At 72.0% G+C, this 25,183-nt stretch carries 29 protein-coding genes and 1 pseudogene; 20 read left to right on the top strand and 10 right to left on the bottom strand.

Annotation, left to right across the window (positions count from 1 at the left end; translation table 11 throughout):
• The coding region (locus tag ACVNF4_RS14150; protein ID WP_461803162.1) for an LPXTG cell wall anchor domain-containing protein at nt 1-109 on the top strand (109 nt) is incomplete at its 5' end.
• A 50-nt stretch (nt 110-159) separates the two neighbouring features.
• Here the strand turns inward: ACVNF4_RS14150 and ACVNF4_RS14155 are convergent.
• Nucleotides 160-636, bottom strand: coding sequence for a nucleoside deaminase (locus ACVNF4_RS14155; protein ID WP_461803137.1), 477 nt, complete (start codon nt 634-636; stop codon nt 160-162).
• 95 nt (nt 637-731) lie between these two features.
• Here ACVNF4_RS14155 and ACVNF4_RS14160 point away from each other — a divergent pair, with 95 nt between their 5' ends.
• Nucleotides 732-1,508, top strand: coding sequence for a GNAT family N-acetyltransferase (locus ACVNF4_RS14160; protein WP_461803138.1), 777 nt, complete (start codon nt 732-734; stop codon nt 1,506-1,508).
• Nucleotides 1,509-1,775: 267 nt separating this feature from the next.
• Here ACVNF4_RS14160 and ACVNF4_RS14165 read toward each other — a convergent pair whose 3' ends face one another.
• Nucleotides 1,776-2,039 carry a GlsB/YeaQ/YmgE family stress response membrane protein gene (locus ACVNF4_RS14165; RefSeq protein ID WP_461803163.1) on the bottom strand — a complete coding sequence of 88 codons (264 nt, stop codon included), beginning with the start codon at nt 2,037-2,039 and terminating at the stop codon, nt 1,776-1,778.
• A gap of 204 nt (nt 2,040-2,243) precedes the next feature.
• Here ACVNF4_RS14165 and ACVNF4_RS14170 point away from each other — a divergent pair.
• Nucleotides 2,244-3,185 (top strand): annotated as a pseudogene (locus ACVNF4_RS14170) (hydrolase); the annotation flags it as partial.
• 90 nt (nt 3,186-3,275) lie between these two features.
• Nucleotides 3,276-3,716, top strand: coding sequence for an SRPBCC domain-containing protein (locus ACVNF4_RS14175; protein ID WP_461803139.1), 441 nt, complete (start codon nt 3,276-3,278; stop codon nt 3,714-3,716).
• 36 nt (nt 3,717-3,752) lie between these two features.
• Here ACVNF4_RS14175 and ACVNF4_RS14180 read toward each other — a convergent pair whose 3' ends face one another.
• Both ACVNF4_RS14180 and ACVNF4_RS14185 read right to left on the bottom strand, forming a co-directional pair.
• Nucleotides 3,753-4,190 carry an SPW repeat protein gene (locus ACVNF4_RS14180; RefSeq protein ID WP_461803140.1) on the bottom strand — a complete coding sequence of 146 codons (438 nt, stop codon included), beginning with the start codon at nt 4,188-4,190 and terminating at the stop codon, nt 3,753-3,755.
• Between the two features lie 57 nt (nt 4,191-4,247).
• The gene (locus ACVNF4_RS14185; RefSeq protein ID WP_461803141.1) at nt 4,248-5,171 is read right to left on the bottom strand and encodes a LysR family transcriptional regulator; all 924 of its coding nucleotides are present in this window, start codon (nt 5,169-5,171) and stop codon (nt 4,248-4,250) included.
• A 144-nt stretch (nt 5,172-5,315) separates the two neighbouring features.
• On the opposite strand from ACVNF4_RS14185, the gene ACVNF4_RS14190 reads away from it, so the two are divergent.
• From ACVNF4_RS14190 to ACVNF4_RS14215, 6 genes are all read left to right on the top strand, one after another.
• Nucleotides 5,316-5,393 carry a putative leader peptide gene (locus tag ACVNF4_RS14190; protein WP_381551800.1) on the top strand — a complete coding sequence of 26 codons (78 nt, stop codon included), beginning with the start codon at nt 5,316-5,318 and terminating at the stop codon, nt 5,391-5,393.
• A 125-nt stretch (nt 5,394-5,518) separates the two neighbouring features.
• Complete coding sequence (sfnG, locus tag ACVNF4_RS14195; RefSeq protein WP_461803142.1) at nt 5,519-6,592, top strand: dimethylsulfone monooxygenase SfnG; 1,074 nt, start codon at nt 5,519-5,521, stop codon at nt 6,590-6,592.
• A 35-nt stretch (nt 6,593-6,627) separates the two neighbouring features.
• Complete coding sequence (locus ACVNF4_RS14200) at nt 6,628-7,836, top strand: acyl-CoA dehydrogenase family protein (protein ID WP_461803143.1); 1,209 nt, start codon at nt 6,628-6,630, stop codon at nt 7,834-7,836.
• A 103-nt stretch (nt 7,837-7,939) separates the two neighbouring features.
• The gene (gene ssuE, locus ACVNF4_RS14205) at nt 7,940-8,494 is read left to right on the top strand and encodes an NADPH-dependent FMN reductase (protein WP_461803144.1); all 555 of its coding nucleotides are present in this window, start codon (nt 7,940-7,942) and stop codon (nt 8,492-8,494) included.
• A complete protein-coding gene (locus tag ACVNF4_RS14210) occupies nt 8,494-9,678 on the top strand; it encodes an SfnB family sulfur acquisition oxidoreductase (protein ID WP_461803145.1) in 1,185 nt (394 codons plus the stop codon). Before ssuE ends, ACVNF4_RS14210 begins: the two co-directional genes overlap by 1 nt.
• A gap of 20 nt (nt 9,679-9,698) precedes the next feature.
• Nucleotides 9,699-10,841, top strand: coding sequence for an LLM class flavin-dependent oxidoreductase (locus ACVNF4_RS14215; RefSeq protein ID WP_461803146.1), 1,143 nt, complete (start codon nt 9,699-9,701; stop codon nt 10,839-10,841).
• A 19-nt stretch (nt 10,842-10,860) separates the two neighbouring features.
• Here the strand turns inward: ACVNF4_RS14215 and ACVNF4_RS14220 are convergent, their stop codons facing one another.
• Nucleotides 10,861-11,928, bottom strand: a complete 1,068-nt coding sequence (locus tag ACVNF4_RS14220; RefSeq protein ID WP_461803147.1) for a substrate-binding domain-containing protein — start codon at nt 11,926-11,928, stop codon at nt 10,861-10,863.
• 78 nt (nt 11,929-12,006) lie between these two features.
• On the opposite strand from ACVNF4_RS14220, the gene ACVNF4_RS14225 reads away from it, so the two are divergent.
• The 3 genes from ACVNF4_RS14225 to ACVNF4_RS14235 all read left to right on the top strand — a co-directional run bounded on the left by ACVNF4_RS14225 (nt 12,007) and on the right by ACVNF4_RS14235 (nt 14,597).
• The gene (locus ACVNF4_RS14225) at nt 12,007-12,444 is read left to right on the top strand and encodes a MarR family winged helix-turn-helix transcriptional regulator (RefSeq protein ID WP_461803148.1); all 438 of its coding nucleotides are present in this window, start codon (nt 12,007-12,009) and stop codon (nt 12,442-12,444) included.
• 113 nt (nt 12,445-12,557) lie between these two features.
• Nucleotides 12,558-13,880 carry an aldehyde dehydrogenase family protein gene (locus tag ACVNF4_RS14230; protein ID WP_461803149.1) on the top strand — a complete coding sequence of 441 codons (1,323 nt, stop codon included), beginning with the start codon at nt 12,558-12,560 and terminating at the stop codon, nt 13,878-13,880.
• Between the two features lie 195 nt (nt 13,881-14,075).
• The gene (locus ACVNF4_RS14235; RefSeq protein ID WP_461803150.1) at nt 14,076-14,597 is read left to right on the top strand and encodes a GNAT family N-acetyltransferase; all 522 of its coding nucleotides are present in this window, start codon (nt 14,076-14,078) and stop codon (nt 14,595-14,597) included.
• Here the strand turns inward: ACVNF4_RS14235 and ACVNF4_RS14240 are convergent.
• Entirely contained in the window at nt 14,564-15,058 is a 495-nt protein-coding gene (locus ACVNF4_RS14240; RefSeq protein ID WP_461803151.1) for a pyridoxamine 5'-phosphate oxidase family protein, read from the bottom strand. The genes ACVNF4_RS14235 and ACVNF4_RS14240 overlap by 34 nt on opposite strands.
• Nucleotides 15,059-15,214: 156 nt before the next feature.
• Between ACVNF4_RS14240 and ACVNF4_RS14245 the strand changes: the two genes are divergently transcribed.
• Both ACVNF4_RS14245 and ACVNF4_RS14250 read left to right on the top strand, forming a co-directional pair.
• Nucleotides 15,215-15,601, top strand: a complete 387-nt coding sequence (locus tag ACVNF4_RS14245; RefSeq protein ID WP_461803152.1) for a VOC family protein — start codon at nt 15,215-15,217, stop codon at nt 15,599-15,601.
• Between the two features lie 165 nt (nt 15,602-15,766).
• Complete coding sequence (locus ACVNF4_RS14250; protein ID WP_461803153.1) at nt 15,767-16,846, top strand: adenosine deaminase; 1,080 nt, start codon at nt 15,767-15,769, stop codon at nt 16,844-16,846.
• Here ACVNF4_RS14250 and ACVNF4_RS14255 read toward each other — a convergent pair.
• Both ACVNF4_RS14255 and ACVNF4_RS14260 read right to left on the bottom strand, forming a co-directional pair.
• Nucleotides 16,828-17,343, bottom strand: a complete 516-nt coding sequence (locus tag ACVNF4_RS14255; RefSeq protein WP_461803154.1) for a mycothiol transferase — start codon at nt 17,341-17,343, stop codon at nt 16,828-16,830. The two genes, ACVNF4_RS14250 and ACVNF4_RS14255, sit on opposite strands and share 19 nt — an antisense overlap.
• A gap of 25 nt (nt 17,344-17,368) precedes the next feature.
• The gene (locus tag ACVNF4_RS14260; protein WP_461803155.1) at nt 17,369-18,253 is read right to left on the bottom strand and encodes a LysR family transcriptional regulator; all 885 of its coding nucleotides are present in this window, start codon (nt 18,251-18,253) and stop codon (nt 17,369-17,371) included.
• Nucleotides 18,254-18,383: 130 nt separating this feature from the next.
• On the opposite strand from ACVNF4_RS14260, the gene mgrA reads away from it, so the two are divergent.
• Nucleotides 18,384-19,379, top strand: a complete 996-nt coding sequence (gene mgrA / locus ACVNF4_RS14265; protein ID WP_461803156.1) for an L-glyceraldehyde 3-phosphate reductase — start codon at nt 18,384-18,386, stop codon at nt 19,377-19,379.
• Nucleotides 19,380-19,430: 51 nt separating this feature from the next.
• Here the strand turns inward: mgrA and ACVNF4_RS14270 are convergent, their stop codons facing one another.
• Nucleotides 19,431-19,817, bottom strand: a complete 387-nt coding sequence (locus ACVNF4_RS14270) for a nuclear transport factor 2 family protein (protein WP_461803157.1) — start codon at nt 19,815-19,817, stop codon at nt 19,431-19,433.
• A 299-nt stretch (nt 19,818-20,116) separates the two neighbouring features.
• On the opposite strand from ACVNF4_RS14270, the gene ACVNF4_RS14275 reads away from it, so the two are divergent.
• The 4 genes from ACVNF4_RS14275 to ACVNF4_RS14290 all read left to right on the top strand — a co-directional run bounded on the left by ACVNF4_RS14275 (nt 20,117) and on the right by ACVNF4_RS14290 (nt 24,321).
• A complete protein-coding gene (locus ACVNF4_RS14275; protein ID WP_461803158.1) occupies nt 20,117-20,527 on the top strand; it encodes a hypothetical protein in 411 nt (136 codons plus the stop codon).
• A 43-nt stretch (nt 20,528-20,570) separates the two neighbouring features.
• Entirely contained in the window at nt 20,571-22,865 is a 2,295-nt protein-coding gene (locus ACVNF4_RS14280) for an ABC transporter ATP-binding protein/permease (protein ID WP_461803159.1), read from the top strand.
• 72 nt (nt 22,866-22,937) lie between these two features.
• Nucleotides 22,938-23,417 (top strand): hypothetical protein, encoded by a 480-nt coding sequence (locus ACVNF4_RS14285; RefSeq protein ID WP_461803164.1) that lies wholly within the window; start codon nt 22,938-22,940, stop codon nt 23,415-23,417.
• Complete coding sequence (locus ACVNF4_RS14290; protein ID WP_461803160.1) at nt 23,407-24,321, top strand: serine/threonine-protein kinase; 915 nt, start codon at nt 23,407-23,409, stop codon at nt 24,319-24,321. Before ACVNF4_RS14285 ends, ACVNF4_RS14290 begins: the two co-directional genes overlap by 11 nt.
• Here ACVNF4_RS14290 and ACVNF4_RS14295 read toward each other — a convergent pair.
• The coding region (locus ACVNF4_RS14295) for a streptophobe family protein (RefSeq protein WP_461803161.1) at nt 24,230-25,183 on the bottom strand (954 nt) is incomplete at its 5' end. The genes ACVNF4_RS14290 and ACVNF4_RS14295 overlap by 92 nt on opposite strands.

Below are 25,183 nucleotides of genomic sequence, written 5' to 3' on the forward strand. Positions count from 1 at the left end.
CGCCAGCACCGGCACCGACGGACAGGGCGCCCTCCTCGCGGGCAGCGCCGTGCTGATGCTGGGCGGTGCCGCGCTGTACCGGCGGTTCCGGCCGAGGCCGGTGCGCTGACGGGAGGAGCGCACTCCCCGGGGGCCGTGCCGACCGAGCCGGCGCGGCCCTCAGCGCGCGTGGAACCGGCGGTGCAACTCCCGTACCTCACCCGCCAGTTCCGGCACCGGCCCGGCCACCTGCACGCCGGGTGCGACCTCGTTGACCGGCAGGGTCCGCACCGGCGGTGCCGGCACCCCCAACTCACCCAGCCAGGCGGCGAGTTGTTCGGACGAGGCGACGTACACGATCCGGCCGAGCCCGACCCAGGCGTGGGCCGCCGCGCACATCGGGCAGTGCTCGCCGGACGTGTACACCGTCGCCGCCGCGCGTTCCTCGGGGGAGAGGTGGGCCGCCGACCAGCGGGCCAGCTCGAACTCGGGGTGGCGCGTGCGGTCGCCGGAGGCCACCCGGTTGTGGTCCTCCGCGAGGACCGTCCCGTCGGCGCCGACCAGCACCGAACCGAACGGCTCGTCCCCGACGGCCAGCGCCTCGGCCGCGAGTTCCACCGCCCGCCGCAGATGGGGCAGCTCCGATTCCTTCACCATCGCTTCGCGACCTCCCGTGCAAAGGGTTGCGGACAACGTCTTGCACGCAGCGTAATTGTGTTGTGGCGGGTGAGGCGGGGTGCTGGAGTGACCGTATGAACAACGCAGACATTCTCGCCGTCTACGACCGTGAGATGCGGGAGGGCGCCCGCCCCGACAGCGCCGACACCCGGATCGAGCGGACCGGCAGGGTCGTCCGCCAGATCGACCCCGCCAAGGGCTGGAACGGCGTCCTGTGGTCGCGGATCGACGAGGACGACGCGGACGAGGTCATCGCCGAGCAGATCGCCCTCTACACGAAGCTCGGCCTTGAGTTCGAGTGGAAGACGTACTCCCACGACACCCCCGCCGACCTGGGACAGCGCCTGAAGGCCGCCGGGTTCGTGCCGGACGACGACGAGACGCTCCTGGTCGCCGGGACGACGAGCCAGCTGCCCGGTGTCGAGCCGCCCGAGGGGGTCCGTATCGACCCCGTCACCGACATGGCCGGCGTCGAGCTGATGGTCCGCGCCAACGAGCGGGCGTTCGGCCGGGACGGCTCCTGGCTGCGCGAGGCCATGCGGGCGCGGCTCGCCGAGGACTCGGACGTGCTCGTCGCGGTCGTCGCCATGGCCGGGGACGAGCCCGTCAGCTCCGCCCGCATGGAGCTGATCCCCGGCACCCGCTTCGCCGGGCTCTGGGGCGGGGGGACGGTGCCGGAGTGGCGCGGACGCGGGATCTACCGGGCCCTCGTCTCCCACCGGGCTCGGATCGCCGCCGAGCGGGGGTACGAGTTCCTCCAGGTCGACGCGTCCGAGGACAGCAGGCCGATCCTGGAGAGGCTGGGGTTCGCGAAACTGAGCACGACCACGCCGTATCTGTACACGCCGTGACGGACGCCGGGTGGTGAAGGTCCCCGCGCCGGGTTCCGTGCTCGCCGGGTGCAAGGGCCCGTCCGGTTCCGGATGGGCCCGCCGTGCGTTTGAGGGGAGCCATGGCGGCGGGCCCGGTGTCGGACCTCTGGGTGTCCGTCCAGCGTAGACCCCGGCGCCCGAGGGGGGAACGGCACGCGGGGACGTCGTACCGGCGCACGGCGCAGTTCGCCGTACGCGGGCCGGGCGGTGTGGCGTAGGGGGTCCGGACGGCCCCGGGCCCCTCGGTCAGCGGCGGGACTTCGCGCGGTCCAGCGCGGTGACGCCCACCGCCGCGAGGCCGATCTGGATCAGCCACTCGATCCAGTCGACGCCCTTCGTGTCCTGGACGTCGAGACCGTTCGCGATGGCGGAGCCGACGAGGGCCGCGGCGATGCCGACGAGAACGGTCCACAGAATGCCGATGCGCTGGCGCCCGGGGACGACCAGCCGGCCGAGGACGCCGATGACGCAGCCGATGACGATCGCGCTGATGACTCCGGAGATCTCCATCATGGTCCCTTCGAGTCGGAATCCGTAGTCCTACGGGTGCCCGCGCGGGCGTCGAACAGTCCGCTCCGGTTATTGCCCGCTCTTGATGTTCCCCGGCCGTCGTCGCCATGTACCTTTCAACCGGTCGATGCGCGTAGAGCAGCCCGGACCTGGGCCTACCCGCACCCGCCTCTTCCCCCCTCACCCTTCACGGAGGTTCGCCGGATGCCCGGTACCGCCCGCCCCCGCTCCCAGGCCACCAGTGCGCTCGCCGCCCTCGGCCTGCTCGCCGCCGGGGTCACGCTCCAGGTCACCGCCGCCACGCCCTCGCACGCCGCCACCCCCCACCGCGTCCTCTTCGACAACGCGCACGCGGAGACCGCGGGCAACGCCGACTGGATCATCTCCACCAGCCAGCCCGACCCGCTGGACGAGAACTCCGCCCCGTCCGACGAGACCGACTGGACCGGCGCGCTGTCCTCCTGGGGCGTCGCCCTCCAGCAGACCGGCGACTACAGCCTCAAGACGCTGCCGTCGGGATCGAGCATCAGCTACGGCGGCTCCTCGGCGACCGACCTCAAGAACTTCGACACGCTCGTCCTGCCCGAGCCCAACACCCTGTTCACGGCCGCCGAGAAGACGGCGATCATGAACTTCGTGAAGAACGGCGGCGGCCTCTTCATGATCTCCGACCACACCGGCGCCGACCGGAACAACGACGGCGAGGACGCGGTCGAGATCCTCAACGACCTGATGACGGACAACTCCGTCGACTCCACCGACCCGTTCGGCTTCTCCATCGACTCCCTCAACATCGGCTCCGACCACCCCGCCGCCATCTCCGACACCTCGAACCCGGTCCTGCACGGCTCCTTCGGCACCGTCACCAACAGCCTCATCGCCAGCGGCACCACGGCCACCCTCAAGCCCGCCGACAACTCCGCCGTCAAGGGCCTCCTCTACCGCACCGGCCGCTCCGGCAACACCGGCGCCTTCTTCCTCACCTCCACCTTCGGCTCCGGCCGCATCGCGTTCTGGGGCGACAGCAGCCCGATCGACGACGGCACCGGCCAGCCCGGCAACACCCTCCACGACGGCTGGAACGACCCCAGCGCCACGAACGCGGCCCTCGCCCTCAACGCGACGGACTGGCTCTCGAAGGCGTCCTGACGACGCCCCGGTACCGGGACCGCGCCGAGATGCGGTCCCGGCCGGGCGGTGGGAGCGTGGGACGCGCCGCCGAGCTCAGGGAGAACGATGGAGTACACGTACGTCCTCTACGTCGGAGCCTCCCCCGAGCGGATCTGGGACGCGCTCACCGACGCCGACCTGACCGCCGCCTACTGGGGACACCGCAACGTGTCGGACTGGCGGGAGGGCTCGCGCTGGGCGCACGTGCGCACCGACGGGTCGGAGGTCGCGGACGTGGTCGGGAGCGTCGTCGAGAGCCGCCGGCCGCGAAGGCTCGTGACCACGTGGGCCGCGCCCGACGACCCCGGCCGGGTGTCGCGGGTGTGGTTCGACATCAAGGGGCACGAGGGGATCGCCCGGCTGACGGTCGTGCACCAGGATCTGCGGGACGCCGCCGAGGTACGGGACGTCGCGAGCGGGTGGCCCGCCGTGCTGTCGAACCTCAAGACGACGCTGGAGACCGGGCGGCCTCTGTCGACGGAGCCCTGGACGGTTCCGGAGGGCTGAGGCGGCCCGGTCGGGTCGGCAACCGATCGTTCAGGTTCAGGTCTTGGTCCTCCTCGCCGCCGTGCCGGCGCACAACGCCCCCAGGATCACGGCCAGCGCGCCGATGATGATGTTGTTCAGCTTCACCCCGGTGTCCGGGCTGCTGCCGACGACCCACGGGGCGATGATCATCCACACGCCCAGGGCGCCCATGGCCCAGCTGAGGCCGTACATACGGGCGGGGGCCACGGTGAAGCCGACGCCCAGCAGGGCGATCGCGATGCCCACGATCAGGTTGTGGGCCACGAGCGGGGGCTGACTGGTGGTGTAGTGGACGATCCAGGGGGATACGGCGCAGTACAGACCCAGCAGGAACACCGGTCCGTCCACGAGCGCCACATCACGACCGCCGAGCATGCGGGCGTACCGGTCGCGCATCTCGGATACATCGGGGTGAGTCGCTATGTCACCTCTGGTGGGCGAGACGTTGGCCATGATTCGTCTCCTTCGACGTCATAGCGGTGATAACGCCGCTTTCTCCCCATTCTGCTCTTATTTTGTCCTTATGTGAAGTTGCGTGCGGAGGTCCAGCGCGGTGCGGGCGAACATGTCGTGCAGATCCAGCGCCGCCTGCGCCGCCGTCCCCGCCCGCCGCCTGCGCAGCACCAGCAGCACCTGCGGGGTACGCCCCGCCAGTGGCCGGTACGTGATCGCCCCGAGCCGTTCCAGCGGATCCCCGACGACACTGAAGTCCGGCAGCACCGTCACCCCCAGCCCCTCCGCGACCATCAGCTTCCCCATCTCCGCCCCGTCCGTGGAGTACGCGAACGACGGCCCGCCCGCCCCGAGCAGCCGGTGCACGTAGCGGTGCATCACGTACCCCGACCGCATCCCGATCAACGGCACCCCCGCCAGCTCCTCCGGCCCCACCTCCTCCCGCGCCGCCAGCGGACACTCCGGATGCATCACCACCACCGGCCGCCCCCGCAGCAGCTCCGTCGACGCGAACTCCGCCGGCATGTCGTCCCCTTCGAGATGGTTCACCAGCCCCAGGTCGAACCCCCCTTCCAGCAGCCCCCGTTGGATGTCCGACTGCTGCGCCCCCACCACCTCCACCTGCGTCAGCGGATGCGCGAGACGGAACTCCCGCACCGCCGGGATCAGCAGCGGCACGGTCGCCGCGTTCACCGTCCCCACCCGCACCATCCGGCTGATCCGGTGCTGCTCGCCGGCCGCCGACCGCAGCCGGTCCACCGCGTCCAGCACCCCGATGATGTGCGGCAGCAGCTCCCGCCCGGACGCGCTCATCGTCGCCCCCGACCGCTTGCGCTCCAGCAGATCGACCCCGAGTTCCCGCTCCAGATTCCGCACCGTCTCGCTCAACGCGGGCTGGGAGAGCCGCAGTTCCTCCGCCGCCCGGCGCAGGGAGCCGAGCCGGGTGACCGCCGCGATGTATTCGAGCTGTTCCGTCCGCATGACCGGCAGAATGCGGGCCGATTCCCGGGGCGTTCAAGGGTTTCCCTGTCACACCTTCGTGAAATTCAATGGTCCGGGATCCGAGACCGGTCGGGTTCTCCTTGACGGCCCGCGCGGACGGCTGCCACGATCGAAGACATGAAGATGCGACTGGACCTCACGCGGCGACGCCATGTCGACCTCGCGCGCGTCTCCAGCGCCTCCTGTCGCGCCGCGGTCTGATCGAATCCCGCAGATCCACCGCGTTTCCCCTTTCCTGAAGCCTGAATTCCGTGCGCCGTGCGCGCCTTGCGAATTCGGCATGCCCGAAAGTGCCGGAAAACGCTCACCCGTCACAGGAGTTGCGCATGTCCGCGCCCGTAAAATTCGCCTACTGGGTTCCCAACGTCAGCGGGGGACTCGTCACCAGCTCCATCGAACAACGCACCGACTGGGGCTACGACTACAACCGCGAACTCGCCGTCCTCGCCGAGAACAACGGCTTCGAGTACGCCCTCAGCCAGGTCCGCTACATGGCCAGCTACGGCGCCGAGTTCCAGCACGAGTCCACCAGCTTCTCCCTCGCCCTGCTGCTCGCCACCGAGCGCCTCAAGGTCATCGCCGCCGTCCACCCCGGCCTCTGGCACCCCGGCGTCCTCGCCAAACTCGGCGCCACCGCCGACCACCTCTCCAAGGGCCGCTTCGCGGTGAACGTCGTCTCCGGCTGGTTCAAGGGCGAGTTCACCGCCCTCGGCGAACCCTGGCTGGAGCACGACGAACGCTACCGGCGTGCCGAGGAGTTCATCACCGCCCTGCGCACGATCTGGACCGAGGACCACACCGAACTCGCCGGTGACTTCTACCGGCTGAGGGACTTCACCCTCAAACCCAAGCCCCTGCACACCCCGGAGATCTTCCAGGGCGGCAACTCCACCGCCGCCCGCGCCATGGCCGGGCGGGTCTCCGACTGGTACTTCTCCAACGGCAAGGACTTCGACGGCGTCGTCGAGCAGATCGACGACATCCGCAAGTCCGCGGCCCAAGTCGGCCGCACCGCGCCCAAGTTCGGCCTCAACGGGTTCCTCATCGCCCGGGACACCGAGGCCGAGGCGCGCGACACCCTGCGCGAGATCGTCGCCAAGGCCGACCGCGAGGCCGTCGAGGGATTCGGCGCGGCGGTGAAACAGGCGGGACAGTCCACCGCCGACAAGAAGGGCATGTGGCAGGACTCCACCTTCGAGGACCTCGTCCAGTACAACGACGGCTTCCGCACCGGCCTGATCGGCACCCCCGAGCAGATCGCCGAGCGGATCGTCGCCTACAAGAAACTCGGCGTCGACCTCTTCCTCCTCGGGTTCCTCCACTACCACGAAGAGGTCGAGTACTTCGGCAAGAAGGTGCTCCCGCTGGTGCGCGAACTCGAAGCGCGCCAGACCGCCTGACCCTCAACTCCCGCCTGCCGAAAGGACGTCAAACCATGAGCACCGCCACCACCCGCTGGACCGCCACCCCGAAGACCGCCGGGGAATGGATCGCCCGCGCCGCCGAGACCGCCGCAGTCCTCGCCACCGACGCCGCCGCCCGCGACAAGGCCGGCGCCACCCCGCACGCCGAGGTCCGCCTCCTCAAGGACGCCGGTCTCGTCACCCTGCTCGGCCCCACGGAGCACGGCGGCGGGGGACAGGACTGGCCCACCGCCTACCGCGTCGTCCGTGAGATCGCCAAGGCCGACGGCTCCATCGGCCAGCTCCTCGGCTACCACTACCTGTGGTTCTGGGCCGCCCGCCTGGTCGGCACCCGCGCCCAGTGGGAGCACGTGGAGGCCGAGGCCACCCGGCAGACCTGGTTCTTCGGGGGCGCCGTCAACCCCCGCGACCACGACGTGACCGTCACCGAGGACGGCGACGACCTCGTCTTCACCGGCGCCAAGACCTTCTCCACCGGCAGCAAGGTCTCCGACGTCACCGTCCTCGAAGGCGTCCTCGCGGGCACCGACCAGCACGTCTTCGCGATCGTCCCCTCCGACAGCCCCGGCCTCACCTTCCACGACGACTGGGACAACATCGGCCAGCGCCTCACCGAGTCCGGCGGCGTCACCATCGACGGCGTCCGCACCCCCTGGACGAACGCCGCCGGATACGTCGACAAGGTGTTCCAGCCCCGCGTCTACAACACCCTCAACGTGCCGACCATCCAACTGGTCTTCGTCAACTTCTACCTGGGCATCGCGGGCGGCGCCCTGGAGACCGCCGCGACCTACACCCGCACCAAGTCCCGCTCCTGGCTGCACGGCGGCCACACCCGCGCCACCGACGAGCCGTACGTCATCGACGTCTACGGCGACCTCACCGCCAAGCTCTGGGCCGTCGAGGCCCTCGCCGACGCGGTCGCCCTGGAGGGACAGCAACTGCACGACGACCCCGACGCCGTCACCCCCGAGGCGCGCGGCGCCTTCGAGGTACGGGTCGCGGCGGTCAAGGCGCGTGCCACGGACGTCGCCCTGGAGATCACCAACGGCATCTTCGAGGTCACCGGCGCCCGCGCCACCGCCTCCGCCGAGGGCCTCGACCGGTTCTGGCGCAACGTCCGCACCCACACCCTCCACGACCCCGTCGCCTACAAGCGCCGCGAGGTCGGCCGCTGGGTCCTGGACGGCGAACTGCCCGAACCCACCTGGTACTCCTGACCGCCTCCCCCGGGGCGCCCGCGTGAAAAAGCCCGCGTGGAAAAGCCCGCACGCGAAACACCGCGCGGGCGCCCCGGCCCCCTCTCCCGTGAAAGAGGACCCCATGGCCACCGTCCTGTCCGTCTCCGGCAGCCCGTCCCCCTCCTCCCGCACCGGCCGCCTCCTGCGCCACCTCGACCAGCGCCTCACCGCCCAGGGCCACCGGGTGATCCCCCTCGACGTCCGCACGGTCCCCGCCGAGGCGTTGCTCGGCGCCGACTTCCAGCACCCGGCGATCGTCGAGGCCACCGAACTCGTCGCGCAGGCCGACGGCGTCGTCGTCGCCACCCCCGTCTACAAGGCGTCCTACTCCGGCGTCCTCAAGGCGCTCCTCGACCTGCTCCCGCAGTACGCGCTCACCGGCAAGACCGTGCTGCCGCTCGCCACCGGCGGCTCCACCGCGCACGTCCTCGCCCTGGACTACGCGCTGCGGCCGGTCCTCAACTCGATGGGCGCCGCGCACATCGTGCAGGGCTGGTTCACCCTCGACAAGGACATCACCGCCCACGACGACGGCACGGTCACCGTCGCCCCGTCCGCCGCCGAGGCCCTCGCGCAGGTCGTCGACCAGTTCTCGGCCGCCCTCGGCCGCACCCCCTATCTGGCGGCGGTGAGCTGATGGCCGCGCATGTCATCGCCGACGGCGCCGAAGCGCTCGCCGTCGCCCGTTCCCTCGCCGACGAGTTCCGCACGGGCGCGAGTGAACGCGACACCCAACGCCGCCTGCCGCGCGCCGAGTTGGACCGGCTCTCCGCGTCCGGGCTGCTCGCCGTCACCGTCCCCGCCGAGCACGGCGGCGCCGATGTCGACGCGCTGACGCTCGCCGAGATCTTCCGGCTCCTCGGGACCGCCGACGGCAGCCTCGCGCAGATCCCGCAGAGCCACTTCGTCTACGTCAACGTGATCCGCCGTCAAGGCACCGAGCAGCAGCGGAAGTTCTTCTACGACGAGCTGCTCGCCGGCCGCCGCTTCGGCAACGCCCAGTCCGAGGCCGGCACCCAGCACGTCCAGGACATCCGCACCCGTCTGGAGCGGCGCCCCGACGGCTCGTACGTCCTCACCGGGACCAAGCACTACTCCACCGGCGCCCTCTTCGCCCACTGGATCCCGGTGCTGGCCCGCTCCGAGGACGACAAGCTGCACGTCGCCTACGTCCCCGCCGACGCCCCCGGCCTCACGGTCGACGACGACTGGGACGGCCTCGGCCAGCGCACGACCGCCAGCGGCACCGTCCACCTCGACGGCGTCCCCGTCCCGGCGGACCGCGTCCTGCCCCACCACCTCACCTTCGAGGGCCCTCAACTCCACGGCGCCGTCGCACAGTTGCTGCACGCCGCCATCGACGTCGGGATCGCGGGCGGCGCGCTCGCCGAAGCCGTCGAGTTCGTGCGGACCAAGACGCGGCCCTGGTTCGAGAGCGGCTTCGAGACCGCCGCCGAAGACCCTTTGCTGATCCAGCGGTTCGGCGAGCTGGCGATCCAAGTGCGGGCCGCAGAAGCCCTGTTGAAGGAAGCGGCCCGCGCTGTGGACGCCGCACGCGCCGAGTTGACCGACGACAGTGCCGCCGAGGCGTCGATCGCCGTCGCCGCCGCGAAGGTGACCGCCGCACAGGCGGCCGTCGACGTCGCGGGCGCCCTCTTCGAGGTGTCCGGCACCCGGTCCGCCCTCAACTCCCTGAACCTGCACCGGCACTGGCGTGACGCCCGCACCCACACCCTGCACGACCCGACGCGGTGGAAGGTGCAGCACATCGGCCGGTACGTGCTGGGCGGCACCCGCCCGCCCCGCCACGGCCTGCTCTGAACGCCCTAGGAGACCCCCACATGTCCCTGACCTTCCACTGGTTCCTCCCCACCAACGGCGACAGCCGGCATGTCGTCGGCGGCGGCCACGGCACCCCCGCGACCGCCTCCGGCCGGGACCGGCCGCCCACGGTCGCCTACCTCAGCCAGATCGGCCGCGCCGCCGAGGACCTGGGGTTCGTCGGCGCGCTCACCCCGACCGGGGCGTGGTGCGAGGACGCCTGGCTCACCACCGCGATGGTCAGCCAGAACACCGAGCGGCTGAAGTTCCTCGTCGCCTTCCGGCCCGGCTCCGTCTCGCCCACACTGGCCGCGCAGATGGCGTCCACGTTCCAGCGGCAGACCGGCGGGCGGCTCCTCCTCAACGTCGTCACCGGCGGGGAGAGCCACGAGCAGCGGGCCTACGGGGACTTCCTCGACAAGGACGACCGCTACCGGCGCACCGGCGAATTCCTCGACATCGTCCAGGGGTTGTGGGCGGGAGAGACCGTCGACCTCAAGGGGGAGCACCTCCGGGTCGAGGACGCGAAGCTCGCCCGCCTGCCCGACCCGGTCCCCGAGGTGTACTTCGGCGGCTCCTCGCCGATCGCCGCCGAGATCGCCGCCCGGTACGTCGACGTCTACCTGACCTGGGGTGAACCTCCGGCCCAGGTCGCCGAGAAGATCGTCCACCTCAAGAGCCTCGCCGCGCGGCACGGACGCACCCTGCGGTTCGGCATCCGGCTGCACGTCATCACCCGCGACACCTCCGAGGCGGCGTGGGCCGAGGCGGAGCGGCTCCTCGCAGGCTTCGACCCCGAGACCGTCCAGGCCGTCCAGTCGGGCCTGGCCCGCAGCGAATCCGAAGGCCAGCAGCGGATGCTGGCGCTGCACGGCGGCCGGCGCGACAAGCTGGAGGTCCATCCCGGGCTGTGGGCGGGCATCGGACTGGTACGCGGCGGCGCCGGCACCGCGCTCGTCGGCTCCCACTCCGAGGTGGCCGCCCTGATCAAGGAGTACGCGGCGATCGGCATCGAGGAGTTCGTCCTGTCCGGCTATCCGCACCTGGAGGAGGCGTACTGGTTCGGCGAGGGGGTGCTGCCGCTGCTCGCGGGGGAGGGGCTGTGGACACATCCGTCCGGAAAGACGTCCGTCCCCTCGGCCCAGGTGCCGTTCACGAGCTGAGAGGGCTGGGGGACAGCGGTCAGCCGGGCCCCAGTTCGGTGAGGACGTCGAAGTCCAGACCGTCCGCGCGGGCCAGGTAGATCCGCTGGCGGACGTGGCTGCCCTCCAGGTGGAGGAGGCCGCGGGCGCCTTCGTAGGAGACGGTCGAGGCGGTCGCGCCGATGCGGGTGACGTCGCCGGTGCCGGCGTGGCGCAGGAGGGCGGACAGGAGGAGGACGCCCTCGTAGCAGGACTCGCCGAGGCTGCCGGGGGAGGGGGCGTCGAGGCCGAAGCGGTGGGCGTAGCGGCCGTGGAAGTCCAAGGTGTCGGCGGTGGCGAGGGAGGTGAAGAAACCTGCCGTGCTGTACAGGTCGGCGGTGGCCGAAGGGCCGCTGGCCAGAAGCATGTTCTCGTCCATGAGGGTGCTCAGGCGCAGACAGCGCGTGTCCAGGCCGGACGCCGCGAAGGCCCGGTTGAAGCGGACGGCGTCCGTGCCGACGAGCAGCATGAGGACGCCGTCCGCGTCGGAGCGCTCGATGCGGCGCAGGACGGGCGCGAAGTCGTGGGTGCCCAGGGGGAGATACGCCTCGCCGATCACCCGCGAGCCCGTCCGCCGGGCGTACCTGTGCGCCGCGCGGGCCGTGCGGCGGGGCCACACGTAGTCGTTGCCGACGACGAACCAGCGCCGCACCCGCCGCTCCCCGGCGAGCAGGACCATCGCCGGGCACAGCTGGTCACGAGGCGTCTCGCTGGTCAGGAAGACACCCGCACGGTCCTCGCCGCCCTCGTACAGCGCGGTGTACACGTACGGCACCCGGTGGGCGACGCGCGGCGCGAGAGCCTGGCGGACGGAGGAGATGTGCCAGCCGGTGACCCCCTGGACGACCCCTGCGTCGACCAGCGCCTCGACCTGATCGGCGACCGCGCGGGGCGCCGCGCCCCCGTCGACCGGGATCAGCCGCAGCTCCCGGCCGAGCACCCCGCCCGCCCGGTTGACCTCCTCGGCGGCGAGCCGCGCGCACAGCTCGCAGGCGGGGCCGAAGATCCCGGCAGGTCCCTGCAACGGGAAGACGAGGGCCACGCCGAAGGCGGAAGCGTCGGGGAACATGACGCCATCGTCACGGGTCCGTCCGGTGAACTCCAGTGCGTCTCATACGATGTACACACCTTGGAGTTAGGGAGCAGGATGCCGACCTCGTCCGCCCGCCGGCCCGACGACCTGATCAACCTGCTCACCCGGGCCGAACGGCTGGCCGCCCGCCGGCTCCAGGGCGTCCTGGACGGGGAGGGCTGCTCGCTGGACGCCTGGCGCGTCCTGTCCCTCCTCGCCGACGACTCCGGGCACCACATGTCGGCCATCGCCGAGGCCGCCTTCCTCCCGCCTCCGACGCTCACGAAACTCGTGGACCAGCTCGTCGACCAGAACCTCGTCCACCGCCGCGTCGACCCGCACGACCGGCGCCGCATCCTCGTCCACCTCACCCCGCGCGGGCGGGACCACTGGGCCCGCGTCGACCGTGCCGTCCGCGCGGACTGGCCGGGGCTGGGGGAGGGGGACGAGGAGATGCTGACGGCGCTGCTGGAGCGGCTCGCGGAGACGGTGGACGGCTCCGCGCGCGTGTGACCGTGCCGTGGCCCAAAGTGGTCGTACGGCCCAGGAATGTTGAACCCGCGCCGATAGTTGCTATATACATCTGATCCGCGAGCATCAGCCCCCTACCCGAGCGAGGCACCACCGTGACCACCGCCACCCCCGAGCGGCCCGCCGACGTCGTCACCCGCCTGCGGACCACCTTCCGCACCGGCCGCACCAAGCCCGTCGAGTGGCGGACGACGCAACTGCGCCGCCTGCGCGAGATGCTCACGGAGAAGGGCGCCGACCTCGCCACCGCCCTCCACGCCGACCTCGGCAAGAGCGGCACCGAGGCGTACCGCACCGAGATCGACTTCACCGTCCGCGAGATCGACCACACCCTCGGCCACCTCGCCGACTGGCTGCGCCCCGAACCCGCACCCGTCCCGGCGCACCTCGGCTCGGACGCCACCGCCCGCACGCAGTACGACCCCCTCGGCGTCGTCCTCGTCATCGCCCCCTGGAACTACCCGGCGCAGCTCCTGCTCGCCCCGCTCGTCGGCGCCCTCGCCTCCGGCAACGCGGTCGTCGTCAAGCCCAGCGAACTCGCCCCGGCGACCTCCGCCGCTCTGGCCCGCCTGCTGCCCGAGTACCTCGACACCGACGCCGTCGCCGTCGTCGAGGGCGGCATCCCGGAGACGACCGCCCTGCTCGCCGAGAAGTTCGACCACATCTTCTACACCGGCAACGGCACCGTCGGCCGCGTCGTGCTGCGCGCCGCCGCCGAGCACCTCACGCCGGTCACCCTCGAACTCGGCGGCAAGTCCCCGGCGTTCGTCGACTCCACCGCCGACCTCAAGACCGTCGCCGGACGTCTCGTGCGCGGCAAGTTCCTCAACGCCGGCCAGACCTGCGTCGCCCCCGACTACATCCTCACCGACCCCGAGACCGCCGCCGCGCTGGAACCCCTCCTCGCGAGCGCCGTCGAGGAGACGTACGGCGCCGACCCGCAGCAGTCCGGAGAGTACGGGCGGATCGTCAACGAACGCCACTTCGACCGGCTCACCGGCCTCCTCGCCTGTGGCCGCACGGTCGTCGGCGGCACCCACGACCGCGCGGCCAGATACATCGCCCCGACCGTCCTCGCCGACGTCGACCCCGCCTCGCCGGTCATGGGTGAGGAGATCTTCGGCCCGATCCTCCCGATCGTCACGGTGGCCGGCCTCGACGAAGCCCTGTCCTTCATCAACGACCGCGACAAGCCCCTCGCCCTCTACGTCTTCTCCGAGTCCCCCGAGACCCGCGACCGCATCGCCGCCGAAACCTCCTCCGGCGGCCTCGGCTACGGCCTCCCCCTCGCCCACCTCACCGTCTCCGACCTCCCCTTCGGCGGCGTCGGCGAGAGCGGCATGGGCAACTACCACGGCCGCTACTCCATCGAGACGTTCAGCCACCGCAAGGCAATCCTGGACAAGCCGCTCGGGTGAGGCGGGAGTGACGGCCTGCTTCGCGGTGTTGTCCCGCCGGAGGCGTGCCGTCGAGCGGCGGCGTGGTGCTTCGGCGTCCGGGTGCCCTCCGGACCGCCGTCGCCGCGTTCCTCTCCCGCCCGGAACGCCTCGCCCCCCACCCCTGTCCGAACGCCCCCTGGCCCGACTCCGGGGCCCCCGCCGTAAAGTGTCCGCGTGACTGGAGACTCCGTGACGCTGCGACCGGTCCGTGAGGACGACCTTCCGGTGCTGGAGGCGTTTTTGGTCGACCCTCGGCTGACCGGGCCCTTCCAGTGGTTCGGCTGGGCGGACCCCGCGCGGTTCAGGCGCCGTTGGGCGGAGGACGGGATGCTGTCGGCGGACGGCGGGCACCTCACCGTCGCGCTGGACGGGGACGCCGTCGGATTCGTCGCGTGGCACAAAGCGGGGGTCACCCGCGCCGCGCATCACTGGAACATCGGCATCCAGCTCCACCCCGCCTCCTGCGGACGGGGCGTCGGCACCGAGGCCCAACGCCTCCTGGTCCGCCACCTGTTCGCCCACACCACCGCCCAACGCGTCGAGGCGGACACGGACATCGAGAACCTCGCCGAACAACGCGCCCTGGAGAAGCTCGGGTTCACCCGCGAGGGCGTCCTGCGCAGCGGCACGTTCCGGGACGGCCGCTGGCGTGACCTCGTCCGCTACAGCCTGCTGCGCGACGACCCGAGGCCCTGACCCGCCGACCACACCCCGTCCCGCATCAGGTGCCGGCGCGGCAACTCCCGCTGCTCGCACCAGGCTTGCACCTCCAGCGGGCGCACCCGGAAGAACCCGTACGACGCCGCGTCCCCGCGAGGGTCCCACCCGGTCTTCGCGAGGAACGCCAGCGCGGCGCCCTCCGGCACGGTCTCCCGCGTGTACGACTGCACCTCGCCGTCCACCAGGACGACGTCCCGCGTGTCCCCGAGCGCGAGCCTGGCGCGGGCGCCGTCGCGCAGGTTGCGGCCCGTCGGATTGGTGAAGCGGGTCGCCAGCCACAGGCACGCGTCGTGCCACACGAACCAGAGCGCCACGAGACACGGCACCCCGTCGGCTCCCGCCGTCGCGACCCAGATGTCCGTCTCCCGTTCCAGGCGGTCCAGTACGTCCCGTCTGCGCTGCTCGAAGTCCCGGATCGGCGGGTCGGTGATCGTCATGGGCGGAACGTATCCGGAGACGTCCCGCCTGCGCCTCGGGCGAGGGGCGGGGCGCAGGTCGGTCCCGGGACCTAGGGAATGGGGTTGGCGTCCCGTAGGTTTTACGTATAACCTCATCCGCTAACCAGCCCGGCCGACCCTCTCCGAAAGGCCCCGATGTCCCGCATCGCCCTGGTCACCCTCGTCGTCGACGACTACGACGAGGCGATCCGCTTCTACACCGACGCCCTCGGCTTCCGCCTCACCGAGGACGAGCCCCGCCCCGACGGCTCCCGCTGGGTCGTGGTCGAACCGGCCGGCGGCGGCACCGCCCTCCTGCTGGCCCGCGCCAAGAACGCCTCCCAGTCCGCCCGGGTGGGCGACCAGACCGGCGGCCGAGTCGGCTTCTTCCTCCACACCGACGACTTCACCCGCGACCACACCCGCATGACGGCGGCAGGTGTGACCTTCCTGGAGGAGCCCCGCCATGAGCCCTACGGCTCCGTCGCGGTCTTCCAGGACCTGTACGGAAACCGCTGGGACCTGTTGCAGCCGAAGGGCTGAGAGGACGGTCGGACCCGGGTGGCCGTGACGGAGGCCCCCGGCGAGAACCCCCGCACCGCCCACCCCCGCACAGGCTCCACCCGCCGAGTACACCCCGAGCGACCGGCCGCACCGCCTCCGACGCTCAAGCCCCCGCACCGACCCCGCCCGAAGGAACCCCACCCCATGACCCCTACGCGCGTAGACACCGCCACCCTCCGCACCCTCCCCAAGGCCGTCCTCCACGACCACCTCGACGGCGGCCTCCGCCCCGCCACCCTCGTGGAGCTCGCCGCCGAGGTCGGCCACACCCTGCCCACCACCGACCCCGACGCCCTCGCCGCATGGTTCTTCGAGGCCGCGAACTCCGGTGACCTGGTCCGCTACATCGCGACGTTCGACCACACCCTCGCCGTGATGCAGTCACGGGAGGGCCTGCTCAGGGTCGCCGAGGAGTACGTGCTCGACCTGGCCGTCGACGGTGTCGTCTACGCGGAGGTCCGCTACGCGCCGGAGCTGAACACGCGCGGCGGACTGAGCATGCGGGAGGTCGTGGAGACGGTCCAGGAGGGCCTCGCCGCGGGGATGGCGAAGGCCGCTGCCGCCGGGACCCCGGTCCGGGTCGGCACGCTGCTGTGCGGGATGCGGATGTTTGACCGGGTGCGCGAGGCGGCAGAGCTGGCCGTCGCCTACCGGGACGCCGGCGTCGTCGGCTTCGACATCGCCGGCGCCGAGGCGGGTTTCCCGGCCGCCGACCACGCGGACGCGTTCGCCCACCTGCGGAGCGAGAACGTGCCGTTCACGATCCACGCGGGCGAGGCGGACGGCCTGACCAGCATCCACCAGGCCCTCCAGACCTGCGGAGCCCAGCGCATCGGCCACGGCGTCCGCATCACGGACGACATCGCCGACCTCGCCACCGGCAAGCTCGGCCGCCTCGCCGGCTGGGTCCGCGACCGGCGGATCGCGCTGGAGATGTGCCCCACCTCCAACCTCCAGACCGGCGCGGCCACGTCCATCGCCGAGCACCCGATCACCGCGCTGAAGAAGCTCGGCTTCCGCGTCACCCTCAACACCGACAACCGCCTGGTCTCGGGGACGACGATGACGCGCGAGATGTCCCTCCTCGTCGAGCAGGCCGGCTGGAGCGCGGCCGACCTGCGCGACGTGACGGTGAACGCCCTCAAGAGCGCGTTCATCCCGTTCGACGAGCGCAACAAGCTGATCGAGGACGTCGTCCTGCCGGGCTACTCCTCCGTGCTCTGAATCATCCCGCGCAGATAGGCCGCCTGACCGGCGTGTTCGAGGTCGTCCGCGAGCACGCTCACCAGGCGCACCCCGAGGCTGACCGGCGGATCCCAGCGGATGTCGACGATCCGCTCCAGATCCTCCCCGCCGACCGTGGCCAGCGCTTCCAGCGTCTGTTCGTGGACGGCGTCGTAGTAGCCGGTCAGCAGGTTCGCCCCCGCCACCCGCACCTTCGCGACCTGCTCGGGCCCGTGCCCGTACCCGGTGTCGTGCACGGGCAGGTCGAGGCCGAACAGCTTCTCCCACCCCTGCGCGTGCCACACCTGCTCCAGGCCGAACGCGTCGGCGACATGGTCGTCCTGGACCCGGGTGAGGTGCCAGATCAGCCAGGCCACCGAGTTGGCCTGGGGGGTGGGCCGGTGGTTGAGGCCGTCCGCGTCGAGGTCGGCGACCGCCGCGTGGACCTCTTCCCGGATGCGGCCGTACCCGTCGATGAGAATGTCCTTCGCATGCATACGACCACCATGCCCCGCGCGGGCCTCAAACGCCCCCGGTTTCGAGCAACCCCATGAGCGCGCGGGCCGCCGGACTCACCGCGCCGTCCGGCGGCAGCAGCGCCACCGTCTCGTAGCCGCGCTCCCCCGACCCCTTCAGCGGCAGCGCGGCGAGCGCGGGCCGCTTGTGCCGGAAGTGCCGGGGGACGACGGCCACGCCGAGGTTCTCGTCGATCAGGTCCAGCAGGCTGTGGACGTCGTTGACCTCCAGGGCGACCGTCCGCCGCACCCCTGCCTGGGCGAACGCCGCGTCCGTGGCCCGGCGCGGACCCCAGTCGGGATGGAAGTCGACGAACACCTCCTCGCCGACGTCCTCGCAGCTCAGTGCCGCCCCCGCCGCCGCGAGCCGGTGTTCGGGGTGGCACAGCACGTACATCGGCTCCACCGCCAGCGACACCGACCTCAGCTGATCGGTGTCGTCCTGCGTCCGGTACGCGAACGCCAGGTCGAGCCGCCCGGCCGCGACCTCCTCGGCGAGCGCCGTCGACCCGTACTGCCGCAGGCGCACCTCGACGTCCGGGTGGGTGCGGCGGAACGCGGCGAGCAGGCCCGGCGGGTGGACGCCCGCGATGCACTGCTCGGCGCCCACGGCGAGTGTGCCGCGCAGGACGCCCTGCACGGCGGCCACCGCCTCGTGCGCGGAGCGGACCTGCGCGAGGATGCGCTCCGCCTCCGTCAGCAGCGCCCGGCCCGCCTCCGTCAGCGTCACCCTGCGGGTCGTCCGCACGAACAGTGGGGCGCGCAGCTCCCGCTCCAGTGCCCTGATCGACGCGGACAGGCCGGACTGGGACACCATGAGGCGTTCGGCGGCCCGGGTGAAGTGCTGGTCCTCGGCGACCGCGACGAAGTGCTGGAGGTGGCGCAGTTCCATGAGGCGCAAGCCTAATCACTGAGAAGCGCGGTCGCTCAATCCCATCGGATTCTTCTGTTGGACCTCTCCCCGCAGGTCGGGAAAGGTGGATACCGCTCGAAAGCTGTGCCTCACCTCTGATGGAGTCGCGTTGTCCTACACCGCACACCCCGACCGCTACGCGGACATGCCCTACCGCCGCTCGGGCCGCAGCGGCCTCAAGCTCCCGGCGCTGTCGCTCGGCCTGTGGCACAACTTCGGCCCGGACCGCTCCGTCGAGGCCCAGCGGGCGATCCTGCGCCGCGCCTTCGACCTCGGTGTCACCCACTTCGACCTCGCCAACAACTACGGCCCGCCGCCCGGCGCCGCCGAGTCCGCGTTCGGCGAGTTCCTCAAGGCGGACCTCGCGCCCTACCGCGACGAGATGGTCATCTCGACGAAGGCCGGGTACCTGATGTGGCCCGGACCGTACGGCGAGTGGGGTTCCCGGAAGTACCTGATGTCGTCGCTGGACCAGTCCCTCAAGCGGATGGGCCTCGACTACGTCGACATCTTCTACTCGCACCGCCCCGACCCCGACACCCCGCTCGAAGAGACCATGGGCGCGCTGCACTCCGCCGTCCAGCAGGGCAAGGCGCTGTACGTCGGGGTCTCCAACTACTCCGCCGAGCAGACCCGCGAGGCCGCCCGCATCCTGGGCGAGCTGGGCACCCCGCTGCTGATCCACCAGCCCCGCTACTCGATGCTGGACCGGCGTCCGGAGTCCGGCGGTCTGCTGGACGCGCTGGACGAACTCCAGGTCGGCTCGATCGTCTTCTCCCCGCTGGAGCAGGGCGTCCTGTCCTCCCGCTACCTGAACGGCATCCCCGAGGGTTCCCGCGCGGCGAGCGACAGCCCGTTCCTGAACTCCGACGCCCTCACCGAGGACCTCGTCGCCAAGCTCCGCGCGCTGAACGAGGTCGCCGCCGAACGCGGCCAGACCCTCGCCCAGCTCGCCCTCGCCTGGGTGCTGCGCGGCGGCCGGGTCACCTCCGCCCTGGTCGGCGCGAGCAGCGCCCGGCAGATCGAGGACAGCGTCGGCGCCCTCGCGAACCTGGAGTTCGAGGACGCCGAGCTGGCCCGCATCGACAAGATCGTGCACGGCTGAAGAGCGCTCACCCGCCGTCACCGGTTTCTCCGGTGGCGGCGCTGAGAGGGCTCAGGCCAAGCCGTCCGGCACCCGGTCGAGGAAGCCGAGGACGGTCACGAATCGGCCGTCCTCGTCGAGGGTGACGACATCCGATCCGGCCACGGGAGCCGCCCCGTCCGCTTCGCTGACCAGCTCCCACGAGAAGCGGACCGCGTCGTGATGGCCGTCGACGACGCCGATGGGGCGGAAGACGAACCCCGGGAACTGCTCGTGCGCGGCGGCGATCACCGCGGTGACGCCGGCGTGGCCGGTGACGTCGGCGAGGGGGTCGGTGTAGGTGCCCTCCTCCGTCCAGGCCTCGGCGACCGCCTTCGCGCGGGCCTCGGGGTCACGGGCGTTCCAAGCCTCGAAGTAACGGGTGACGGCGTTGTCGTGACGCTCGGTGTGCACGGTCATGGGTGAGCAGCTCCCAGAGAGGTCGTCGTGGCCGGTCGGGACCCGGATCGCTGTCCGGTGCGCTCCACCCTGCCCGCGCGGCTCCCCTGGGTCGATTACCTCCGAGGTCATGAGACGGAACCCGGCCGCCGGGCGCATTCCGGCCAAGACGGGCGCCGAATCCGCCGGGAGACTGGCTGGAAAGACATGGTGACAGTGTTTTAGAAGTGAACATACTCGTCGTCATGGGTAGCTCACTCTCAGATACCGCTTAGGAAGCGAGGCGACCCGCCCGGCACCGAGCGACGGGGGAGAGGTACGTGCACGACGAATTCCTGTGCCATGTCACCGCGTACGGTGTCTGCGACGGACGGCGCATCGGTGTGCCGCTCGGCACCTACCGCGCGCCCACCCTCGCGCTGGCCCTGTGGTGGCTGCGCGACCGGGCCTCCTGGATCGCCGAGCGATTGGACCCCCAGCCCGAAGGCGGAGTGGTCCCGCCGGGCGCCCTCGTCCCGATCGCCCCCACCGTCCCCGACGTGCCCGGCGCACTGCGCGCGTGGTGCGCCGACATGGGCCAACAGGAGCTGGTGGCCGACGAGTTGGCGGTCGGGCGGCTGGTGCGGATCGCGCTGAGCGACGAGACCACCGAGTACGAGCTGCTCGCGGAGTCGGTGGACGCGCTGAGAATGCAGCGGACGATCCCGGTGCTGGTGATGCCGGTGGCCTGACGCCTGCCGGGCGCCCGAATGGGCTAATCGTTAGAATTCGGGCATGGCGGAGCCGTCGGTCGTCCCGACCGCACCCGACCTCGTGCTGGAGACCGAGACGGGCGCCACCGTGCTGACCCCGGCCCACGCCTACCACGTCGGCCGCGACCCCCTCAGCGACATCGTCCTCGACGACACCCGCGTCTCCTGGCACCACGCGGTCCTGCGCCCCGACGGCGACCACTGGCGGGTCGAGGACGAGCACAGCACCAACGGCACCTGGACCGAAGGCCGCCGCGTCCACGCCGAGGACGTCGGCCCCGGCAGCGTCCTGTGCTTCGGCGGCCCCGGCGAGGACGGCCCCCACGCCCGCCTCACCGCCGTCCACCGCACCACCGCGTTCACCGCGCCGCGCCGGCCCACCGCCGTGCACCGGCTGCCCGCCCGCACCGTCCGCATCGGACGTGCCGCCGACAACGACCTCGTCCTCGACGACCTCGTGGTCTCCCGGCACCACGCCGAACTGCGCGCGCTGCCAGGCGGCACGTACGAGATCGCCGACCTCGGCAGCCACAACGGCACGTACCTGAACGGCCGTCCCGTCACCCGCGCCCCCGTCGGACCGGACGACGTCGTCGGCATCGGGCACTCCGCGTTCCGCCTCGCGGACGGCCGCCTCCAGGAGTACGTCGACACCGGCGAGGTCTCCCTCGACGTGCAGGACCTCACCGTCACCCTCGACCACGGCCGCAAGGTCCTCCTCGACCACGTCTCCTTCCCCGTCGGCGAGAAGTGCCTGCTCGCGGTCGTCGGACCGAGCGGCGCCGGAAAGTCCACGCTGCTCGGCGCCCTCACCGGACAGCGCCCCGCCGACCACGGCACGGTCGGCTACGACGGCCGCGACCTCTACCGGGACTACGCGGAACTGCGCCAGCGCATCGGACTCGTCCCGCAGGACGACATCCTGCACGCCCAGCTCACCGTCCGTGCCGCCCTCACCTACGCCGCCGAACTCCGCTTCCCCGAGGACACCGCGAAGGCAGAACGCCGGGCCCGCGTCACCGAGGTGATCCACGAACTCGGCCTCGACCAGCGCGCCGACCAGCACGTCCACAGCCTCTCCGGCGGCCAGCGCAAACGCGTCAGCGTCGCCCTCGAACTCCTGACGAAACCGTCCCTGCTCTTCCTCGACGAACCCACCTCGGGCCTCGACCCCGGCATGGACCGCTCGGTGATGCACATGCTGCGCGGCCTCGCCGACGACGGCCGCACCGTCATCGTCGTCACCCACTCCGTCCTCAGCCTCGACGTCTGCGACCGCCTCCTCGTCCTCGCCCCCGGCGGCCGGACCGCCTACTACGGACCGCCCGACGAAGCCCTCGGCTACTTCGGCGCCGAGCAGTGGCCGGAGGTCTTCGAGCGCCTCGAACAAGGCCGCGACTGGGCGGGCGAGTACCGGCTCTCCCCGCTGCACCGCCGATACGTGCAGGACGCCACCGCGCAGCCCCGGCTGCCCGGACTGCCGGACCGACGACCCGTCCCGCCCCCGCCCCGCCCGCGCGGCCGGACCGCCCAGCTCTCCACCCTGTGCCGCCGCTACACCGCCGCCCTCTCCTCCGACCGCACCTTCCTCGCCGTCATGATCGCCCTCCCGTTCGTCATGGGCGGCATGGCCCGCGCCCTCGCCGGCGGGAAACTCACCGAGAAGACGGCGATGAACGCGCTGCTCATCCTGTGCGTCGGCGGTGTCCTCACCGGCGCCGCGAACGCCGTGCGCGAACTCGTCAAGGAACGCGGGATCTACCGGCGGGAACGGGCCGTGGGCCTGTCGCGCGGGGCCTACCTGATGTCCAAGGTCGTCGTCCTGGGCGCGGTCACCGTCCTCCAGGCGGTCGTCCTGACACTGGTCGGGCTGCTCGGCGTCGACCTCGGAGCACCCGGCGGCAAAGGCGTCCTCACACACCCCCTCGTCGAGATCACCCTCGCCGTCGCCCTGCTCTCCTTCACCGCGATGACCCTCGGCCTGCTGGTCTCCGCGCTGGTCCGCAAGGAGGAGGTGACGATGCCGCTGCTGGTGCTGCTCGCCATCGTCCAGGTCGTCTTCTGCGGCGCCCTGCTGGAGCTGGACGGCGTCCCCGTCCTGGAGCAGCTCGCCTGGCTCGTCCCCTCCCGCTGGGCCCTCGCGGCGATGGCCTCGACGCTCGACCTCGGCCGGATCGTCCCCGCCGACCCGCTCTACGAGCACAGCGCGGGCGTCTGGCTCCTCGACGTCGGCATGCTCGTCGTCCTCGCCGCGCTCTTCCTGTTCGGCGTCGCCCGCCTCCTGCGCCGCCACGAACCGGCGATCATGCGGAAGTGAGGGGTGCCGGTGAACGACCAGAGCACGATGACGGGCGTCTTCCGGCCCACCCACGTGGTCCCGCCCCACGGCATGCCCGCCTGGCAGACCCCCGACCCCGACCGGCCCACCCTCCCGCTGGACCCCCTCCTGCCCGTCCAGCTCGTCGAACTGCGCGGCGACTGGGGACACGTCCTGTGCGCCAACGGCTGGAGCGCCTGGGTCGACGCCCGCCACCTCGTCGCCGTCCCCCAGGACCCACCCCTGCCCACCGCGGACCCGGCCCCCGCCGAGGACACCGGACCACTGCTGGCCCGCGCCGAACACGCCCTCGCCGAATACCGGGCGGCCGTGCGGGAACTGGCGGGCGGGCTCGACGCGGAGTCGTTCCGGCGGCGGACACGGAGGCTGCGGATCGGGGTGGTCGTGGACGGGGAGTCGGTGTGGCTGTACGACCAGGAGAGGGGGCGGTGGGTGTACGCGCGGGGGAGCCGGCCGAGCACGTACACCGCCGACGGCCCGCCCGATCCCGCCTATCCGCCCACCCGTGTGGTGACCCCCGATGAGCGATGACACCGGCCGCACGGTCGGCGGGTTCCGGATCGAGGGGGAGATCGGGCGGGGCGGGATGGCCGTCGTCTACCGCGCTCGTGACCTGCGGCTCGACCGGACGGTCGCCCTCAAGCTCCTCGCCCCCGAACTCGCCCGCAACGACACCTTCCGGCAGCGCTTCGCGCACGAGTCCAAGGTCGCGGCAGGCCTCGACCACCCGAACATCGTGCCCGTCTTCGCCGCCGGAGAGGCGGACGGCGTGATCTACATCGCCATGCGGTACGTCCAGGGCAGCGACCTGCGCCGGTTCCTCGACCGGGAGGGCCCGCTGCCGCTCGCGACGACCGTCAGGATCGCCGTCCAGATCGCCTCCGCGCTCGACGCGGCCCACGCGCACGGGCTCGTGCACCGGGACGTGAAACCCGGGAACGTCCTGATCGCCCCCGGCCCCGACGACGAACACCCCGAGCACGCCTACCTCACCGACTTCGGGCTGACGAAGAAGTCGCTGTCGCTGACCGGGTTCACGACGGTCGGCCAGTTCGTCGGCACCCTCGACTACGTGGCGCCCGAGCAGATCGCCGGGAAACCGGTCGACGGACGGTGCGACGTGTACGGGCTCGCCTGCGTCGTCCACGAATGCCTCACAGGGCAGCCGCCGTTCCGGCGCGACGACGACATGGCGCTGCTCTGGGCCCACCAGTACGACGCCCCGCCCGCCCCGACCTCCCTGCGCCCGGAGCTGCCCGCGCGGCTGGACGCCGTGTTCGCGAAGGCGCTGGCCAAGGACCCCGGGGACCGGTACGCGAGCTGCCTCGCGTTCGCCGGGGAGCTCAGGGGCGGTGAGGCGGGGCCGCCGGTGCGGCCACCGGAGTGGGCCGCCGTGATGTTCGGGGCAGGCACCCGGCCAGGAAACCCGCGATGAACCCCCACAGCGCCGCGAACCCGAGCCCCGGCCACCACCTCGGCCGCAGCAGCAGCGACCCGCCGAGACCGCCGCCGAGATCCCCGACGCCGAGAACGGACAGGCCGTAACGGGCCTCGGTCCGGCACAGCAGGAACACCGCCCCGACAGCGAGCGTCAGCCCGGCCGCCAGGTGCAGCCCGTGCCGCCAGGCGGGCGTCCCCGCAGGGGAGCGGCGCACCATCACGACAGCCGCCGCCAGCAGGAGCAGCGCCTCCACGACGGCCAGCCACCACACCCGGCCGTCCCGCGCGGCCAGCGCCTTCAGGTCGAGGGTCGACAGGTCCGGCGTGCGCAGCACCTCGCTCAGCACCTCCGGCATCGGCAGCCCGAACGGCCCCTGCACCCGGCCCTCCCAGGCCGCGCCCAGCCCGACCGTCAGCGTCAGCCACATCAGGTTCGGCATCCCCAGCAGCACCACGGCCACCGTCTCCGCCCGGTGCCCCCTCCCGGCCACCACCCCGAGCGCGGCCAGCACCCCCAGCGCCACCCACACCAGCAGCAGCACGACCACCGCGTACGACACCGGCCGCACCGACTCCTGCGCGCGCAGCACCCGCCCCGGCAGCGGAGCGCCCCGCGAGACCAGCAGCGCCAGCAGGAGCACCCCCGCGAGCCACACCAGCCCGACGACGAGGGTGAGCGCCACGTCGGTCGTGAAACCGACCTCCGGGTCCACGCCGAACAGGTCGGCGAGATCACCGAGCGTGCCGTCGCCGAGGGGGATGCGGAACGTGTGCCGGGCCGCCAGCGCCAGACCCAGCAGAGCCGCGAGCCAGACCGCCGCGAGCCGCGCCGCCCAGCCCGCCAGCTCCGCCGCCCC

The organism is Streptomyces sp. S6, assembly GCF_054880855.1.